The following is a 20422-nucleotide window of genomic DNA, read 5'->3' on the forward strand; positions in this document are numbered from 1 at the left end:
TTCTACCGTACGCCTAATTCTGCTATGCTGATGCCTTCACCGCTGATTAGTTTGGAAGCTGTAAATTTAATATATCTGGCTTTTACGGCAGCGCGCAAAGGTACAACCTGTTCTACAGGGTTCGATTTGATGTTTGAAAATTCGCCGGTAGCCACGTCCTGCCAGGTATTGCTATCAGTACTTACGGCAAAGGTGTAGCCGGTAACCATTCCGGAAGTATTTTTGTCCTGCCTTGGTAGGTAGGTAAATGAACTGATATTACGCTCTTCTCCCATATCTACAACAAACGTGTTTGATGGAGCGGTAACGTAACTACTTTCGTTTTCGTCGATAGCGGCGGCTGCATTATCTGCTTTGGTTATTGCCTGCCATTTTTCTTTTGCAAAGCCGAACCGGGCTACGGTGCTTTCGCTCTTGCCTGTCCCTTCAAATGCGGCGGCCCTTACCTCGCCGCCGGCAGTCAACATAAAAGGTTTATTAAAAACATTGGATGAAATAGTTGGCGCAGAACCATCTGTTGTATAATGGATGCTGCTCACCGGTGCCTCGGTGTAGATGTTTACTTCGCCCTGCTTGTTACGCCTAATCACAGGTGCGACTAAATGTACAGGCTCTTTAAACAGGCCGAAGTCGCTTATTGCAACTGCCACAGGCGATTTGGTGATCCTCAGCCTTAATTTACTTGTAGTAATGTTGTAGGGTAAGCGCACCAACCGGTTAGCACCAATGCTGGGCACCGCTGCAATTTCTTTCCAGGCGCCGTTAATCCATGCGTCGAAGGCTGCGCCCTCTATCCGCTGGCCGAGTTTTATGTTTTCGCGTATGCGGATTACATTGAATGTTTTTGCGGTACGGAGGTCAATCTCCAATGTCGGCGTGGTAACTTTGTCATCCGTAGCCCAGTAGCTGTAGCGGCTGTTGTCAGTCAAAAACGTTGTGCCAAATTTAGCAGCACTGTTGCCGCGTACATTACTTGGCTTAAACGCTGCGCCTTTTGCCAGGTTAACGGCAAATGTCGCTTTTATAATGCCGCCGAAATCTTTAAGTATCTTAACGTCTTCGTTAGCTATTACACCATCTTTATTTGGCGACAGGCCAAGATCCAGGCAGGCGCCGCGGCCAACGCTCTTGTAATACAGGTCTGCCAGCGTATAAGCCGAGCGTGATTGCCCATCCTGCGATTCGTGATAGAACCAACCGCGGCGTAAGGGTACATCACATTCGGCAGGCATCCAGTACTTACCGTTTCGTGTGCCTTCAGTTCCCTCGTAATCTTTAACAAAACCGTTTGCAGGTACCTTGCCTTCTTCCGGTGCGTGCGGCGTGTAGGTTGCCCAATAAGTTTCACCAGCGTGACCTTCTTCATTACCCACCCAGCGTACATCAGGACCAACATCGCCGAATATAGACGCGCCCGGCTGCATTTTACGGGTAATGCCCCAGGTGGTGTCCCAGCCATAGTAGGTAGAGCGGTCTATCTTGCGCACCTCACGTGTGCCGCCGTAGTAACCGTCGCCGCCGTTGGCGCCGTCATGCCACGACATAAACAACGGGCCATAGTTTTTGTACAGTTCACGCAGTTGCTCGCGGTAAACTTTAGTTACATATTCGGGCTTGCCGTATAACGGGTTGTTCCTGTCCCACGGAGAGCAGTAAACGGCCATTTTCATGCCTAACTTGTTGCAGGCTTCTTGGTATTCCTTCAAGATGTCGCCTTTGCCGTTCTTGTAAGGGCTTTTGCTAATGTTGTGATCTGTAGTTTTTGTTGGCCACAGGCAAAAGCCGTCATGGTGTTTTGCTACTACAACAATACCCTTAAAACCGCCTGCTTTAGCAGCGCTCACTATCTGCATAGCGCTAAAGTTCTTGGGGTTGAATATGGCAGGATCTTCGTCGCCAAAGCCCCACTCTTTATCTGTATAAGTGGCCATGCTGAAATGCACTATGCAGTACATATCCGTTTCCTGCCATTTTAGCTGGCGTTGTGTTGGTAATACGCCATAAGGCTTTGGCGCCTGCTGCGCCGTTACGTTTAAACCAGCCGTCAGCAGAGCGGCAAATAAAAGACTTTTCTTCATTTGGTTAGTGTTGAAACCATGTTGACGGAACCGGCGCCGGCGCGCTGCCATTTACGCTATATTTTAATCCTAATGCAAAGCCACCTCCACCTTCAATAAAGTCGAGCGAGAAGGGCTGCAGACCTTTACTCAAGGCTACCTGGCCGTTCTTTTCAATTGCAGAGTGGTTGCCGTCGTTATCTACCACCATACGGTCGGCTATTTTTAGCACGCCGCCATCGTCGCAATTAAGATAAAAGGTATAAACGCCGGTTGAGGGTACATTGATGTAGCCCCGGTAGGTTATGGCAAATGACGGCGCGGTAACGGATGACGGTACTGCGATGGTGTTTGTAGTAAAGGTACTATCCGGCTTAGCCTTGCTGATAAGGCTGGTCTGTTTAAAGAAGGCCTTGTAATAAGTAGCTGTTAAACCGGGAACCGTTGCTGCGGCATTTTGTGCTGCGGCGTAAGGTTGCTTTTTGTAATTGAGGGTGTAAATATCGCCGCGTGAGCCTGATGGTGTAAAGGCTGCCACCTTTATGGTTTGCGGAGCTGTGATGATCAACTGATTGTTAAGGATGCGTGATGATGCCAAAGGCAGACTGCCATCTGTAGTATACCGTAGCTGCATTTCCTCCATTGGCTTTTTGATGCTCAATGTGTCTTTATCGGTAAATACATTTTCAGTAACCATGTTCGGCAGATCAGGCAAGCGGTAATGTACGTTAAGCTTATCTAATCGTTTGTAATGGATGGCAAGGCGCTTCAGATAGGAGTCATATCTGTCCGTATTGCTCGTCCATAGCCTTTCTGCAAGCGCGGTCATTCTTGGCATGTACATGTAATCGGCCCTTTGCTCGGTTGGGATGCGCTCACTCCAAAGGTTGGCCTGTGCGCCAATTATCGCTTTTGCTTCCTGCGCGTTCAACTTGGCAGGGATAGGGTTAAAATAATATACTTTTGAAACGGAATACTGGTCGGGCTGATTATCAAAATACAATGGCTCGCCAGGTGTCATAATCACCGTATTGCCGTTCTTAGCTGCCTTTACAGGTGCATCGGGCACCCAGCCCCGCCAGTACATGATAATAGCTGTCGGACTGATGCCGCCTTCAATTATCTCATCCCAGCCGATCAATTTGCGGCCTTTGGAATTGAAGTATTTCTCCATCCTGTTGATAAAATAGCTGTGCAGCCCGGGCAGATCTTTAATGCCCTCTTTTGCCATAAAGGCTTTTACCGCGTCGGATTTAGCCCAGTCGGTACGATCAACCTCATCGCCTCCAATGTGGATGTATTTGGATGGGAAAATAGCCATAATCTCATCGTATACATTCTGCGCAAACTCGTAAGTGCTCTCGTTTGCCGGGCAGATGGGTTTGGAGAACAGCTCGCCAAACTTGTTTTCGCCATTGCAGGTAAGGAAAGGGTAGGAGTTGATAGCCGCCATCATGTGACCGGGCATGTCTATTTCCGGAATAATATCGATGTGTTTTGCCGCTGCGTAGGCTACAAGGTCTTTTAGCTGTTGTTGCGTATAGAAGCCACCGTAAAGTGTTTTCCCGTTCTTATGGATGATGTGTTTCGGGTCGATCGCAAAATCAGGATTGTCTTTTGCCAGTTTCATGCAAGCCGAGTCCTGATTGTTGAAAGTTCTCCAGGCTCCTTCAGAGGTAAGCTTGGGGTATTTTTTGATCTCTACGCGCCAGCCCTGATCATCTGTAAGGTGTAAATGAAACTTGTTCATTTTATAGAGTGCCATTACGTCAATGAACTTGCGCAGGTAGTTTATGGAGAAAAAATGGCGGGAAACATCCAGGTGCATGCCACGCCAGGCGTAAGCAGGTTGGTCTGTAATGGTTAAAGATTGTAAACTAAGCTGTTTTACTTTTTCCCGATTGCCCTCTATGTTGACCGGCAAAAGTTGTCTTATTGTCTCCACAGCACGGAAAGCCCCTGTTGGCGTGCGGGCAGCTATTACAACATTTTGTTGGTCAATGGTTAGTTTATAACCTTCGTCTTCAGTAATCGCGGCATCGTACTTAAATGAAATTATATTACCAGCGGTTGAGGAGGCCTTCTGCAAAGCAATTCCAAGTCCCTGTTTCATCAGTTTGTTGAACTGCACCACCTCATTGCTGAATTTGCTGTCCGCTGATATACGTGTCGCCGCTGTAATGACAAATGTGCCGCTGCCGGCAGCAAGCGAAGTTGGATAGGGAATGATAGGGTACCGTGCATCCTGTGCTTTCAACGGTCCGTTAATTAAGCAGACGCTAATTATTACAATAGCAGCCTTGTAAAAAGGTATTTTCATCAGTTGGCTATATTGATAAGATGTGGGTTATTACCCGCGGTGTTCCACCCGTCTACGGTTACAGCAAGTTTATTCTTGCCTTTATTTGGGTAATCTATAATTATTTTCTTCTCTTCGCCGGGTAACACGGATATATAATTGTTGTTATAAAACGCAGGCAGTACCCTTTCTTTGGTCCCGGCATCTACCAGCGAAATGCGGTTAAAGAACGATATAACTGCGTTCTGTTTATTATGAAGTGTAACTTCTACCTGGCATGGCTTTACATAGCGTGCCGTTGCGGTCAGTTCGTCTTCCTTCATCTTTTGCAGGCCACTGTAATCGCCGTTTTTGTCAGCCATCCAGTACAAGTTCTCTGATAGTACTTTTTTATCAGTGTCTAACAACTGTAACGACAGGAAAGCGCCTTCTTTTGCAGCCATTTGGTCCATTGCGTTTTTAACGGATAGCACCCGCTTGGTTGATGCGGGTACAATGTCGCAAAAAACCTGCGTTATCAGCTTTTCTTTTCCGGCCATGTCATAAGCCTTTACCACCAGCATCATGTTGCGCATTGGTTTATAACCGTTGTTAGCCAGCGAGATCATGCCATTTACAGGATTGTACATTACATGCAATGGTTCGCTGCCATTGTGAAGGCCGTACAGGCAAGCATTCGGGTCAAGATAATAATCGTACATCTGCCCGCGCATGGCCGTCCACGGGTTTTGTGTTTTCCAGATAATAAAGCCTGTATACCAGTCCCACATATGCGAAGTAAATCCTTCAGCCAAGCCGCGGTATTGGTCGTAGTTTACCAGCTGGGCTTTTTTGGCGAAATCAGCAGCGCTTTTAACTTTTCCGTACTTGTTAATGCTGGTATCATAACCAATGTATTTGTGATAATCCCAAACGCTGTCCGTCTTGCTTTTGCGTGATGACTCGTCATACTCCGGTGCTATCATGTTTTTTGCCGGGATGAAGCGCTTAAGCGATTCATCGTCGTTTATGCCCACTGAACCCACCTCCGAGTTGAAAGGATAAGTTTTAAACTCCCAGAAAACAGATAACGGCTGTATGCCATAAGGGCCATCGCCATTGCCGCCTAAGGTGTTGCGCGACATTTCTTCCGAGTTGGAGTAATCTACAAACCAGCGGGTGTTATCCAGCCTTGGCAAAATGTCTTCTTTAAGCGCTACCAGGATGTCCTCAGGCGGTGTGATCTCGTTGCCGCCGCACCAGATAGCCAAGGAGGCATGATTGCGTACCATCTTGATCTGGTCTTCTGCAGAACGCAGGAACAAGCCATGATCATCGGGGTATTTGCGTCGGGTCCATTGGTCATCCTTTTTCATAGGATCTATCCAGCGGCCATTGCAGTCTCCCGATCCCCATAGGTCCTGGAAAACCAGTATGCCATAGCGGTCGCAAGCGTCATAAAACTCAGGGCGTTCTATCATAGCGCCACCCCAAACGCGTATGAGGTTCAGGTTCATATCACGATGAAAACGTACCTCGGCATCATAACGGAGATCTGACAGGCGCAGCATGGCATCAGATATTACCCAGTTGCCGCCTTTGATAAACACGCGCTGGCCGTTGACAGCAACTTCGCGGCTGCCGGTATGGTCATTCCAACTGGTTTGTATCTCTCGTACGCCAACTTTAATTGTTTGCTGGTCTGACGGCGCTTTACCTGCCGGAGTAAACCTTACTTTAACATTGTATAAGTTTTGCGGGCCATAGCCGTTGGGCCACCAAAGTTTGGGATTTTGCAAGGTGTAGTCCGGCAGTTTGATTGTTGCCGTAGAGTTGGGCTTTAGCGCCACACTTCTGCTGACAACCGTTCCATCGATCTCATAGCTTAAAGTACCGCTTACAATGGCGGAAGTGGGGTTGCTTAGCTCTGTTTCCAGCCTGATAGTGGCCGGTTTTTGTGGGCCTTCCGGTTGCCTGATGCCCGGAACATTGGTGATTACATGTGTGTCGTTAATGCGTATGGCGCCTGTTTTATGTATGGTTACTTTGTCCCATATGCCGGTGTTGCGGTCGCGAACAGGTTGTATCCAGTCCCAACCGGCGGTGTATTGCAGGCCTACGTTGCGCGCAATTGTACCATCGCCCCCCTGGCCGCCATTGGCATTGCCTACAACATCTGGTGGGTGTACCAGTACCGCCAGTTTATTGTTACCGCTTTTACTTAGATATGGCGTGATGTTGAAGGAAAACCGCAGAAACATGCCTTTCTGCACGCCTTTATTAAGCTTATGCCCGTTCAGGAAAATGTCGCAGCTGTAATTAACCCCGCGGAAGTCGAGGTATACCTGGTTGCCTGCAGCAGCAGTTTCCTTAAACTCTTTTACAAACCAATAGGTGTAATAGTCGGCTCCTGTTTTGTAGATGTCAGGAATGTACTCATTGTTCATCCCATAAAATGGGTCAGGGACTTTCTTATTGTTCAGGAGAGTTGTAAGCACTGTTCCTGGAACTGTCGCAGGCATCCAATTGGCTGTGTTTATTGCCGCGGTTGATAACCTGGTTCCGTCAGCACTTACCTCTTTTACCGGCGCGCATTTCCAGCCGGAGTTTAGTTCGTAACCGGATTGGGCTTGGGCACTGTTTGACAAGAAAATTATGGTGATTAAAGAGCTGATTAAAGCACTAAAGTACGTCCCGCGGGTGTTGTTATACATTATGACTAAAAGAGTTTGGAATATTAATAAGACATTTTAAAAACGGCAGCCTGTGTAAGGTTGTTTTTGGCTTGTAAGTTAGCCGGTATCGAAATGTTAACAACCCCGTTAGTTAGCTTCCACTTTAATTTTTGCTTGCTGCCAAGCAGTGTGACAGCTTTTATTTTGCTGATATCTTTTAAGTGCAGCGTAATAGTGGAGGGTAGCTCAACGACATCCCTTGTTGAGCTATAGAATGCATAAAGGGTGTTGTTGTTTAAAGCTTTAGTATAGTATACATTACCTTCGGAATATGGCGCTACAGAAGTAGAGTTGTAAATGCCTTCTCCGTTTATCTTCATCCAGTCACCAATTTGCTGAAGCCGGCTGTAAGCAACCGGATCCCAGTCGCCATCAGGCCCTGGGCCGATATTCATGAGCAGGTTACCACCCCGGGACACTATCTTGATCAGCAGGTTTATTACTTCATTAGCGGTTTTGTATTTGTCTCCCGGCACATAGCTCCAGGAGTTGCCCATGGTGATGCAGCTTTCCCATGGGTGGTCTAGTGGTTCGTTGGGCACCTGCTGTTCAGGGGTAGTATAGTTCTCATACTGCCCGGCTACTGTACGGTCTACCACTATTAAGCCTGGCTGTTTTTGCCTTGCCATAGCAGCTATCCTGGGCATATCTATATCCTGGTTAAAAGTTATTGCTTTTTGCCAGTCTACGGTTGTATCTATCGTGCTTTTGGGGCGTACCCACCCACCATCCAGCCAAAGTATATCTACCTTGCCATAGTCTGTCATTAACTCACCAATTTGGTTGTAGGTAAAGTCTTTAAACTTCTGCCATTTCTCGGGGTGCTTTGCGGGGGCATAATTCACATTGCGGTCTTTCGGCGGGAAGTAAGGCCACCAGTAATCTTCCGAGTGCCAGTCGGGCTTGGAAAAATATGCGCCTATCATAAAGTTATCTTTGGAAAAAGCCTTGAAGATCTCTTTGGTGACGTTGCTTTTAGGGTTTGACGAGAAGGCAGTTTTGGCACTTGTTACCTTATAGTCGGTTTGTTTAGTATCAAACATCGAAAAACCGTCATGGTGTTTGGTGGTAAACACCACATATTTCATTCCTGCATATTTAGCAGCTTTCACCCACTTTTCCGGATCAAATTTCACGGGGTTAAAAGTGGTTTGTAAATTTTCGTAGGCTTTTTTGTAGGTGTTATAATCGGAGCTGTAAGGGCCTTTGCGTTGTGTCCAGCCTTCATCCTCCGGGCAAATGCTCCAGCTTTCTACTACTCCCCATTGGCTGTAAGTTCCCCAATGCATAAATAACCCAAACTTTAGTCCCTGCCATTTTTTTAGGTTAGCTTTTACCAGGGGATCAGTTGGGGCTACATAGCCTTTAGACATTTGATGTTCCTGGGCCAGAGCGTTTCCGGTACAAAAAACCAGCATCAGCAAAAATAAGAATTGAGTTTTTTTCATGATTAGTAGTGAGGGAGCGAACACTGTTATTGACAATCCAGGCGGCTGTTTTGCCTACAAGCAATTTTAAAATATTTTAAAATGTTTAATCTCTTGTTGCTGTTTTTATAAAAGTTAAATAATTTTATCCTTTTTGTTATGGAATTGTTACATTGCATTTTAATTGTACCAAACACATTTAACTGCTGTATATCTTGAAAATAAACAGACCTGATATTTCAGAATTATGGATGCAAGTTTGTTCGACTGATGACCTTAAGGCTTTCGAATACATCTTTCATACACTGAACACCAAGCTGATAAAATTCTGTATATTTTACGTTAAACAAAAAGAAGCTGCAGAGGACATAGTGTCCGATGTGTTTATCAGGTGTTGGGAGGGAAGGAAAAATCTTGCTGATATCACCAGCCTCGAAACATACCTTTTTGTTGCAGTAAAAAACCAGTCGTTAAATTACATAAAAAAATATTCAAGTATCCACCTGGTTCAGGCGGAGGAGTCTGACGGTGTGGAGTTGGTGAATACCAACGACCCTGAAAAGGAACTGGAGCGCAAAGAACTTCATTTTATCCTGGATAGGGCTATTTCGTCTTTACCGCCACAGGCTTGCCTGGTTTTCCGCCTGATTAAGGAGGATGGTCTCCGGTACAAAGAAGTAGCAGAGATATTGAACATTTCTCCACGTACAGTTCAAACACAGCTTTTCAGGGCAATCAAAAAGCTGAGCTTAATATTGGTGTCACATCAAACATTTGCAAAACGCCTGTCAAAGAAGGGGGTCATAATTGATGCAGGTGCAAATGTTGACCATCAAAACATTTCTTAAATTTTTTTTCAAAGACTGTAGGCAATTTTCATCGTGAAAGTGTCTTAACTATGATCACGCTTGATGATCAGCAAATGGTTAACGAAAGATTCACTGAACTTCTTACTAAAAAGCTTACAGACGAACTTGATGAGAGTGAGCTGAAAGAATTTCATCAATTTTTGGCGGAAAGCCAGGTTAACAAAGAGCAATATAAATTTTTCAAGTCGTACTGGGTTCAGGATCAGGAGCAATATTCAAACTCCGATCTTATGTTTCAGCGTATTAAAAGTAAAATTACATTACCTGAACAGGCTGCCGACGAGATAGTTGAGGAGCCAACTGGCCGCAATGTGTTGGCTATGTGGATACGCGTAGTAGCGGCGGCTTTTATAGTAGCTGTGGGCGGCGGCTTATTATATTACATGATGGATCGTGGCCCGGGAAATGATTATGCCACGCTGCAACTTACCGAAACGCCTACCCGGGTTAAATCTAAACTGGTCTTAAGCGACGGATCTGAAGTAACGCTGAACTCTCAGACAGAACTTAGATACCCTGCCGAATTTAAAGGTAAAACCAGGGAAGTATTTTTGAGCGGGGAAGCATTCTTTGATGTAAAGAAAGACGCCCAGCACCCTTTCATCGTCCATGCAGGTAACATGAGCATAAAGGTTTTAGGTACCGCGTTTAATATAAGATCTTACAAAAACGATGCTGCCAGTGAAACTACGCTTATCAGAGGCGCTATTGAAGTAACACTTACAGACAGGCCTAACGACCGGATAATTTTAAAGCCTAACGAAAAACTTGTTCTTAAAAGCACGCCGCTTACAAAGGTAGCCCACAAAAAGCATAAGGTGTCTGTAAATCCTGATAGTGTAAATACCAGCTACGCCCTTACATCGTTAACCTACTTGCGGGCAAATGACAGCACTGTGGTAGAAACATCATGGGTGAACAACAAGCTTGTTTTTAAAGACAAGGAGTTTAGCGGTATTGCTACCCAGATGGAACGCTGGTATGGAATTAAGATTAAGTTTAAAAATGATGATGCAAAGGATTATCACTTTACAGGGGTCTTTGAGAAAGAAACCGTTTTCCAGGCGCTTAAAGCCCTGCAAATGATAGAGCCATTTACATACAAGCAGAAAAATAATACGATATATATTTATTAACCCTCTAATTGATTTTTAGCCGCCTATGGATTAAAGAAAGCTTTACAAAATAATAAACGGGGATCACCAATGGTAACCCCCGCTAAGATGAAGATCTGTTTAGTTTATTAACGCAACTTTCTCTGGTACAGAATTTTGCTTTTAACCAATCACCTTTAATTAATAAAAGTATGAAATATTTTAAACACCCTAAGGGTGTAAGAGATAAATATTGGCTATTAAAGTCCATATTGATAATGAAATTGACATTTATTTTAATAGTAGCTTTTACACTACAGTCGGTAGCGAATGTTTACTCACAGCAGAAGGTAACGTTAAACGTTCGTTCTGCTGATTTTACGAAGGTTATAAACGCCATTCAAAAGCAAACCAACTACCATTTCGTTTTCAGCGAAAGAAAGATCGCGGGAACCAAAAAGGTTTCGATGAAGGTTGAGAATGAAGATGTTAACGTTGTATTAGACCAATTACTGGACGGAACCGATCTTAAATTTACTCAGCTGGAAAACAACCTTATTGTAATTACTACAAAAGGCGAAGTTGTGAACGCTGCTGTTTTAACCGGTAAAGTAGTTGACGAGAATGGTTTGGGACTGCCAGGCGTTACTGTGAAAATTAAAGGAACATCAAACGGTACAGTAACTGATGCGAGCGGTGTTTTCTCTATTAACGCGCCCGACAATGCCGTTTTGGTATTCTCTTTCCTTGGTTATGAAAGCCAGGAAGTAGCCGTTGCTGGTAAGACTAACATCACTGTTAAACTTGCACTTGCAAGCAAGGGCCTAAATGAGGTTGTTGTTACCGCTTTGGGTATCACAAAAGATCAAAAGAAACTGGGATATTCTGTATCTACAGTAAACGGTGATCAGCTTAACAAAGCGAAAGAAACCAACGTTGCCTTGTCATTACAGGGCCGTGTTGCGGGCTTAAGCGTAGGTGCATCAAACGGTGGCCCGGGCTCATCTGCAAGGGTGTTGTTACGTGGTTTAACCAGCTTTTCTGCAGGCAGCCCATTATATGTTATTAATGGTGTGCCTATGGATAACACTCAGCGTGGCGCAGCCGGCGAGTGGGGCGGTGCCGATTATGGTGACGGTATTTCTAACATCAACCCCGACGACATCGAATCGATGACTGTTCTTAAAGGCCAGTCTGCTTCTGCACTTTACGGTTCACGCGCAGTAAATGGCGTTATTTTGATCACCACCAAATCAGGCAAGAAAAACTCTCCGTTTGGTGTTGAATTCAATACAAACGTTCAGTTTGACAAACCGGTTGATAATACCGATTACCAGCAGGTTTACGGCCAGGGTATACAAGGTGTTAAACCAACCACACTTGATGCGGCACGTAACTCAGGTAGCCTTGCATGGGGTTCTAAAATGGACGGATCTGACGTTATGCAGATTGACGGACAGATGCACAAGTACTCTCCGGTAAATAACTATATTGATTTTTACCGTACAGCACCAAGCTTTACCAACACGGCATCTTTTACCGGTGGTAACGAAACCGGATCTTTCCGCCTGTCAGCATCTGACTTGCGCGCAAACTCAATGGTGCCAAACAGCTACCTGGACAGGAAGACCTTCAACTTTAACGGTGGTCAACAAGTAACTAAAAAGCTGAACATTAATGTAGTTGCCAACTACGTTATTGAAAACTCAAAAAATCGGTCAGGCTTAAGTGACGGTCCGGGTAACCCTAACAACGTACAGTTCTTAGCACCAAACCAGGACCAGGCTACATTGGCTCCGGGTACTACTGCTACCGGTAAAGAATTAACATTTACTGACGACAGCTATGTAACCAACCCTTATTTTGCAGCTTACAATTTCGTTTCAAACGTAAACAGAACCCGTTTGATCTCTGCGTTATCTGCCAAATACGATTTCACAAACTGGCTTTACTTACAAGGACGTGTTGGTTACGATGATACCAATGATAAAAGAGTAAACATTGAACCAACCGGAACAGGTTACCGTAACGACAACGGTACCATGAATACTACCAACACGCACATTAACGAGTTTAATGCTGACGTTTTGGTTAACGCTAAACGCCCGATTGTTAAAGACCTGTTAAACTTAGACCTGTCTGTAGGTGGTAACATTCGTAAAAGCCTTCTCGAAGGAAACTTTATCAATGGCCAAAACGGGTTCATTATACCTTACTTCTACAGCTTAACCAACTTCAGCAGCCGTGATTCAGGTCCGCTGGTTGATCCGGCAAGCAAGAAGCAGGTTAACTCAGCTTATTACTCAGCAGATTTCTCAATTAAAGATTACCTGGTAATCAGCACAACCGGCCGTTACGATTACTATAGCAGTATATCAAAGGCTATTGGCCCGGGCATATTCTCACCATCGGTTTCTGGTAGCTTCATTTTCTCCGAGCTGCACCACATGAACGGTGTCGATCTGGGTAAAGTAAGGTTATCATTCGCGCAAACCAGTAATGATGCACTTGCTTTTGCTAATACTGTTTACTACAGCTTAAATAACTCTATTAACGGTACCCCGGCAGCAAGCTTCAGCAGCCAGTTGCCTAACTTATTCCTGAAACCATTTACGCTGAAAGAAATTGAAGCCGGTTTGGAAATGAAGTTCTGGGGAGACAGGTTTGGTTTCGACGTTACTTATTTTTCACGTAAAACCAATAATGAGATCATCAACGGTAACCTGGATTGGTCTGCTGGTTATACTAACCGCTATATAGGTACAGGTTCTACTCAAAACCGCGGTGTTGAGGTTGAGCTTCACGGTACTCCGGTAAGGAAATCAGGCTTCAGCTGGACTCCATCTTTCAACTTTACTTACGTAAAGAACAAGATCCTGCAAACTGATGGTATAACCAATAACAACATCGGTTTTGGTACTTTCCGCCCTGGTGCAAGTTCAGGTATTGCTGTTACTTCTTTAGTAGTAGGCTTAGCCGGGCCACAGATATTAGCTACCGATTACAAGCGTGATGCTGCCGGTAACATAGTATTTGACGCTTCGGGTCTTCCACAACGTGGCGATCTGAAAGCTCAGGGTTCAACCATCCCTAAAATCTACGGTGGTTTCAACAACACATTCAACTACAAACAATTCAATTTAGGTTTCCTTGTTGATTACAGGTTTGGCAATAAAGTGCTTTCGGCTACTGAAAACTATAGCATTTTCAGAGGCTTGAACAAACTTACGCTTGACGGCCGCGAAGGCGGTGTAGTAGGTGTAGGTGTTACCGAGTCTGGTACACCAAACACTACCAGTGCATCTGCACAAAGCTACTACCAGGCCCTGTCACGCAACGTTGGCGCGGTATCTGTTTTAGACGGCAGCTTTATCAAGTTACGCCAGATAACCTTAGGCTATACCTTCAACTCTACTTTCCTGAGAGGTACGCCGTTTAGCAGCATAGGTGTATCGGCAGTTGGCCGTAACCTTTGGACAATTATGAAACATACAGACAACATTGATCCGGAGTCTGGATTTTCAGCTGATCCAAGATATGCAGGTATAGAAGGCACCAGCTTGCCTTTTGCCAGGACTTATGGTTTAAACGTAAACTTTAAATTCAAAAACTAAACAGATGAAAAAACGATATATTTTTGGCTTCCTGGTAGCGGGTGCTACGTTCATGGCAAGCTGTACTAAAAACTTTGAGGAGATAAACACGCAGCCGGACAAAACAACCGACGCCCTTATCAATCCAAACTACTTTATGTCGCAAGCGCAAATCACATTTTCGCAAACCGGCTATGATCAGTTACTTTTCCAGAGCATGTGGACACAGTCTCTTGCTTCAACCTTCAGCTACTACAGCAACGGCGATAAGTATGTATATGGCGGCGGCGGGACCGGTTATTTCAACCGTACCTGGAACCGCGGATACAGCGCCCTTACTTTAGTTGACGAGATGAAAACGCTTATAAAAGATAAGCCTGAATACGCTAATCTTGACGCATGCGGCACTATTTTACGTGCAATGTTCATCCAGCGTATCACTGACTTGCATGGCGACGTGCCGTATTCACAGGAAGGGCAGGCAAAAAGCGGCGTGTTTGAACCAGTTTTCGACAAACAGCAGGATATTTACACCGCAATACTTACCCAGTTAGAACAGGCAACAGCTGCGCTTGATGTATCTAAACCAGGCCCTACTGCCGATATATTCTACGGTGGTAACGTTGCACAGTGGAAACGTTTAGGTTACTCTTTGATGTTAAAGGCAGCTATGCGTTTAACAAAGGTTGACCCTGCTACAGCTAAAACTTGGGCTGAAAAGGCTTACGCCGGCGGTACCATGAGCAGCATTGCTGATAACGCCAGAACAAATTCAACTACTAACGGTAACACCAGCAGCAACTCTGATGCATTACTGGTTACAGATGACTTTAGGGAAGTTCGTTGGGGTAAAACTTTGATCGACTTCATGAAGTCAACTAATGACCCGCGTATATCTGCTATTGCAGAGATTACCACAGGCAATGGACGTGTTGCCAATGAAGACCGTACTGTAGCTGGCAACAATACTGCTGCTTTGCAAATAGGTATGCCTAATGGTTATGATCTGCTTGGTGGCAGCACCGACATTTCTAAAGCGCCAGGCTACCCTGGGGCAACCCCTGCTGCATCAGCAACGGATGCTCCTGCGCCACTCGGCAAATATTCGCGCCCGCGTTTGCAGGTTTATGCAGACAGGGTAAGTGCTAACTTTATTTACACTTACGGCGAGTCTGAGTTGCTTTTAGCTGAGGCTGCTACCAGGGGCTGGAACACAGGTTCTGCTGCTACGCATTATGCTAATGCGCTAGCTGCTGATATGGCTACACTTGCGCAGTACAACCCATCAGCGGCAGCAACTGTAAATGCTGCAGACATTACTGCTTATGTAACGGCACACCCTTTGGTGTCTGCTAATGCCTTACAGCAAATAAACATGGAGTATTACGTAGCAACATCAACTACTTTCGACTTCAACGAAACATTTGCAAACTGGAGAAGGTCAGGATTTCCTGTGTTGACACCGGTAACATACACTGGCCAGTTCATCAGCGGACAGATTCCGCGCAGGATGCCTTACCCAACCACACTTATACAGACCAATGGTACCAACTATGCCAATGCTGTTAAAAACCAGGGTGCAGATAATTTTGCTACCCGTGTATGGTGGGATAAATAATGATAAACACCTAAATATAAAAAGTAGGCTTAGGCCTCCTTTTTATATTTTACTAAATTACTGCTCTGTTATTTCCCCTGATCTATTGACATAAGTAACAGCAAGACTTATGAAGCTATTTGGCCGATACTTACTAATATTTAAACACACCTGCATTGCAGTGCTTTGCTTACCTGCTTTAACAGTTGTTGCACAGCAGCCTTTGTTCAGGTTGTTGCCGGCTGCACAAACCGGCATTAAGTTCTCTAACGATATTGTAGAGAAGGAATCTCTCAACGTACTCTCTTACGAATACTTTTACAATGGTGGCGGTGTTGCCACAGGTGATATCAACAACGACGGCCTGCCCGATCTGTTCTTTACCGCCAACATGAAACCCAACAAACTTTACCTCAATTTAGGAGGCCTTAAGTTTAAAGATATCACTAAGGATGCTTCTCCGCTTATGGAAGGCCGCCCTGCCGGATGGAAGACCGGCGTTACCATGGCCGATGTAAACGGCGATGGCTTACTGGATATTTACGTTTGCTATTCCGGCAAAACGGATGATGATACCCGCCGCAACCAGCTGTTCATCAATAAGGGTAATAACAAGTTTAGCGAAGAGGCGAAGGCTTACGGACTGGACGAACCCGGCTATAGCACACAAGCGGCATTTTTCGACTACGATAATGATGGTGACCTGGATATGTTCCTCCTGAACCATAATATCAAAAAAATTGACAATATGGAGCTTGCCCGTTTTAAGAACGAGACGGATAAGCTGGCCAGCAACAAACTTTACCGCAATGATGACGGGCACTTTACCGATGTTTCTTCTGTCGCCGGCATTATACAAAACCCCCTCACATTTGGCCTGGGCATTGCTATTGCCGACATCAACAAGGACGGCTGGCCCGACATTTATGTAACTAACGATTACAACGAACCTGATTATATATATATTAACACCCACCACGGTAAGTTTGCCGAGCGCTCTAAAGAGATGGTACGGCACATGTCGCACTTCTCGATGGGAGTAGATATTGCTGACTTTAACAATGATGGCAACCCGGATATCCTGACGTTAGATATGATGCCAGCAGACAATCACCGTCAAAAATCTCTTCAGCTAGAGGAGAATTACGAGTCTTTTGAGCTGATGCAAAACCAAGGGCTGTACAAGCAGTACATGCGCAATATGCTGCAGCTGAACAACGGCGACGGAACCTTCAGCGAGATAGCGCAACTTGCCGGCCTGTCAAACACCGATTGGAGCTGGTGCCCTTTGATCGCCGATCTGGATAATGATGGCTACAAAGACATCTTCATCAGCAATGGCTACCTGCGCGATTATACCAATAAAGATTTCCTGCGTTACTGGGGCGATTATAAGATCAAGAAAGCTATGGCGGCGGAGCCGTTCCTGCTGATGGACCTGATACAAGCCATGCCATCTACAGCACTGCCAAACTACGTGTTCCGCAACAACCACGATCTTACGTTCAGCAATAAGCAGGCGGAGTGGGGTCTTGGTCAGGCTGGTATCTCTAGCGGGGCAGTATATGCCGATCTGGATAATGATGGCGATCTGGACCTGGTGATAAACAACATCAACCAGCCTGCATCAATTTACCAAAACACCGCTGCTGACGCAAATAAGTCTGGCTACCTCGCTGTAAAACTTCAGGGTAAAGGCAAAAACACCAATGCTATTGGCGCCAAGGTTTACGTGTATGCCGCAGGCAATAAGCAATACCAGGAAGTAAATCCCGGTCGTGGTTATCTTTCCAGCGTATCAACCAATCTAAACTTTGGTTTGAGTACGGCTACGATAGCAGATTCAGTGCGCGTTATATGGCCAGACCAATCATCGCAGCTGCTAAAAAGTGTAAAAGGCGGGCAACTGCTCACCCTAAAATACGAAAAGGAAAAGCCATATATCGAACCTGCCAACGCTGTTACATCAGTTTTCAGACCGCAGCCTGCGGCAATAGACTTTAAGCCCGAAGAAACAACTATAAACGATTTTAAGCGCCAGTTACTGATGTTGTTCATGTACTCGCGTACGGCACCGGTTATAGCCAAGGCAGATGTAAATGGTGACGGGCTGGAAGACTTGTTCATCACCGGCGAAAAGGACAGCCCTGGCAGGCTTTACGTTCAGCAGAGCGGCGGTAAGTTTACATCGCAAGACATTATCAGAGGGCGTACAGAAAACATCGGCACTACAGCCGCTGCGGTGTTCTTTGATGCAAATGGCGATGGTAAGCCCGACCTCTATCTGGCTAAAGGAGGATACTCCCTTTATGAGCCAAATACAGCCGACCTGCAGGACGAGATTTACATCAACGAGGGTGGCAATCGCCTTGTACTTTCGCCCGGCGCGCTGCCCGTCTTAAGTGCAAATAGCAAGGGATGTGTTAGTCCTGCGGATTTTGACGGTGACGGAGACACAGACTTGTTTGTAGGCGGCCGGGTGATCCCGGGCAGGTACCCGGAAACGCCGGAAAGTTATTTGCTGGTGAACGATGGTAAAGGCAAGTTCACCAAAGCACCTATTTCTTTCGATAAGGCAGGCATGGTCACTGATGCGCAATGGATAGACCTTAACGGCGATAACCGGAAGGACCTGGTGCTATGCGGCGAGTTTATGCCGATTACGGTATCCATCAACACCAAAGATGGCTTTATTAACGAAACTGAAAACTACTTTACTAATTCGCAAAAAGGTTTTTGGTTTAAAATGGCCTTTGCCGATGTCAATGGCGACGGCAAACCCGACCTTATTGCCGGGAATTTAGGGCTGAATACCCAGGTTCGTGCATCTGTTACCGAACCGGCAGAAATGTATTACGCCGACTTTGATAAGAATGGCTCAATAGATCCTTTCTTCAACTTTTATCTTCAGGGCAAAAGTTACCCATTTGTAAGCCGCGACGAACTTAACGAGCAGATCTATCCTATGCGCAGGAGATTTTCATCTTACAAGGCTTACGCCGATGCAACTATCAACGAGGTGTTCACGCCGGAAGAACTGAGCGGTGCGAGCAAGCTAACTGTTACTGAAACCAGGACGACCTTGTTCATCAACCAAAACGGCAAGTTTGTACCAGTTGCACTCCCAACGCAGGCACAGTTTGCGCCTGTTTCACAAATACTGGTGAATGATTTTGACCATGATGGTAAAGCAGATGTGATGCTATTAGGCAACCATACCGATAATCGCCTTAAATTAGGCAGTATAGATGCCAACTACGGCTGCCTGCTAAAAGGAGATGGTAAAGGCGGGTTTACGGTTGTAGAGCAAGCTGCGGCAGGTCTCTCCATTACGGGCGATGTTAAGTCGGCAATCCAGGTGAAAATAAATGGCATAAGCCAACTACTAATAGGTACCAGTGATGGTTCACTAAGATTTTACAAGCAATGAAGGTCCTGAAGATATATTTCGCCATTGCCTGCTTGTTTGCTGGCCACATTGCTAAGGCGCAGCAGCCTAAAAAAAGTGCTTACCCGGATTACTTACAACCTGACCATGCCGTGAATGCCGTTACTATGGTAATGGTGCATGATGTAGTAAGTCCTCCGGTAGCTGCCCGATATTACGCTTACGCCATGCTTGGCGCGTACAATATTGTTGCGGCAAATAATAGTGACATACCGGCCCTCGGTAGCATTATAAAGAGTTATACTGCAGGCCCACTTTCTCCCGCAGGTAAAAAATACGACCATAAAATAGCTGCGTATTACAGCATACTTGAAACATCTAAATTGCTGCTGCCCTCCGGATTTATGCTGAAGGACGATGAGGATGCCTTTATCCAGCTTTTACAAAAAACAGGTGTCGATCAGCAGATAATCACCAGCTCCGTTAAAGTAGCCGAAGATGCTTCCGCGGCAGTACTGGCTTTTTCTAAAACAGATAACTATGGTAAGCTAAGCGCCCTGAAACGTTATACACCATCTAAAGAGGACGGAAAGTGGTATCCTACGCCGCCGGCATATATGGAAGCCGTTGAACCCAACTGGAAGACCATCCGTACGCTGGTGATAGATTCGGCTCAGCAATATAAGCCCGCACCACTTACGCCTTTTAGCAAAGATACCACATCGACATTTTATAAGCAGGTAATCGCAGTCTACCAAGCATCTAAGCAGCTTACAACAGAACAGATAAACCAGGCGCTGTTTTGGGATTGCAATCCTTTCGCGGTAACTACATCAGGCCACATGGCCATTGGTTATAAAAAAATAAGCCCGGGCGGGCACTGGATGCACATAGCCGGGCTGGTAGCCAAACAGGCAAACCTCAGTTTTGATCAGTCGATCCAATTGATATCCCTTGAGGGAATTACCCTTATGGATGCTTTCATCAGCTGCTGGGAAGAGAAGTTTGCCAGCAACCGCATACGGCCCGAAACTTTTATAAACCGCTATATGGATGTTAAGTGGCAGCCGGTGCTGCAAACGCCACCATTCCCGGAGTATACCAGCGGCCATGCTGTAATATCAAATGCATCGGCAGAGTTGTTAACCTACTTCCTGGGCGATAACTTTGCTTACATAGATAATACCGAAGTACCTTTTGGAAGCAGCCAGCGTGATTTCAGATCTTTCAGGCAGGCTGCCGCGGAGGCTTCTATGTCGCGCTTTTACGGTGGCATCCACTATATGGATAGTATAGAGAAGGGAAATAAGCAAGGTAAAGATGTAGCAAATGCTATCATTGCAAGAATAAAGAAAGCAGGCATTCGCCCATTCACTAAGTAAAA

10 protein-coding genes are annotated in these 20422 nt (G+C 45.5%); 6 read left to right on the plus strand and 4 right to left on the minus strand.

The window, feature by feature from the left end:
• Positions 1-2 precede the first annotated feature (2 nt).
• The 4 genes from DYU05_RS12840 to DYU05_RS12855 all read right to left on the minus strand — a co-directional run bounded on the left by DYU05_RS12840 (position 3) and on the right by DYU05_RS12855 (position 8518).
• The gene (locus DYU05_RS12840) at positions 3-2078 is read right to left on the minus strand and encodes an alpha-L-fucosidase (protein WP_117384001.1); all 2076 of its coding nucleotides are present in this window, start codon (positions 2076-2078) and stop codon (positions 3-5) included.
• A gap of 4 nt (positions 2079-2082) precedes the next feature.
• Entirely contained in the window at positions 2083-4377 is a 2295-nt protein-coding gene (locus tag DYU05_RS12845) for a family 20 glycosylhydrolase (RefSeq protein WP_117383509.1), read from the minus strand.
• Positions 4377-6983 carry a glycoside hydrolase family 2 protein gene (locus DYU05_RS12850; RefSeq protein WP_235854014.1) on the minus strand — a complete coding sequence of 869 codons (2607 nt, stop codon included), beginning with the start codon at positions 6981-6983 and terminating at the stop codon, positions 4377-4379. The genes DYU05_RS12845 and DYU05_RS12850 overlap by 1 nt, the downstream gene beginning before the upstream one ends.
• Positions 6984-7072: 89 nt before the next feature.
• Positions 7073-8518, minus strand: coding sequence for an alpha-L-fucosidase (locus DYU05_RS12855; protein ID WP_117383511.1), 1446 nt, complete (start codon positions 8516-8518; stop codon positions 7073-7075).
• Between the two features lie 194 nt (positions 8519-8712).
• Here DYU05_RS12855 and DYU05_RS12860 point away from each other — a divergent pair, with 194 nt between their 5' ends.
• The 6 genes from DYU05_RS12860 to DYU05_RS12885 all read left to right on the plus strand — a co-directional run bounded on the left by DYU05_RS12860 (position 8713) and on the right by DYU05_RS12885 (position 20420).
• Positions 8713-9345 carry an RNA polymerase sigma-70 factor gene (locus tag DYU05_RS12860; RefSeq protein ID WP_117383512.1) on the plus strand — a complete coding sequence of 211 codons (633 nt, stop codon included), beginning with the start codon at positions 8713-8715 and terminating at the stop codon, positions 9343-9345.
• A gap of 50 nt (positions 9346-9395) precedes the next feature.
• Positions 9396-10502 (plus strand): FecR family protein, encoded by a 1107-nt coding sequence (locus tag DYU05_RS12865; RefSeq protein ID WP_117383513.1) that lies wholly within the window; start codon positions 9396-9398, stop codon positions 10500-10502.
• Positions 10503-10738: 236 nt separating this feature from the next.
• Positions 10739-14074, plus strand: coding sequence for a SusC/RagA family TonB-linked outer membrane protein (locus DYU05_RS12870; RefSeq protein ID WP_205771874.1), 3336 nt, complete (start codon positions 10739-10741; stop codon positions 14072-14074).
• Positions 14075-14078: 4 nt separating this feature from the next.
• The gene (locus DYU05_RS12875) at positions 14079-15671 is read left to right on the plus strand and encodes a SusD/RagB family nutrient-binding outer membrane lipoprotein (protein ID WP_117383515.1); all 1593 of its coding nucleotides are present in this window, start codon (positions 14079-14081) and stop codon (positions 15669-15671) included.
• Positions 15672-15780: 109 nt separating this feature from the next.
• The gene (locus DYU05_RS12880) at positions 15781-19080 is read left to right on the plus strand and encodes a VCBS repeat-containing protein (RefSeq protein ID WP_117383516.1); all 3300 of its coding nucleotides are present in this window, start codon (positions 15781-15783) and stop codon (positions 19078-19080) included.
• Positions 19077-20420 (plus strand): vanadium-dependent haloperoxidase, encoded by a 1344-nt coding sequence (locus DYU05_RS12885; protein WP_117383517.1) that lies wholly within the window; start codon positions 19077-19079, stop codon positions 20418-20420. Before DYU05_RS12880 ends, DYU05_RS12885 begins: the two co-directional genes overlap by 4 nt.
• Positions 20421-20422 lie beyond the last annotated feature (2 nt).

The organism is Mucilaginibacter terrenus (assembly GCF_003432065.1).
GTDB classification, from domain to species: Bacteria; Bacteroidota; Bacteroidia; order Sphingobacteriales; family Sphingobacteriaceae; genus Mucilaginibacter; species Mucilaginibacter terrenus.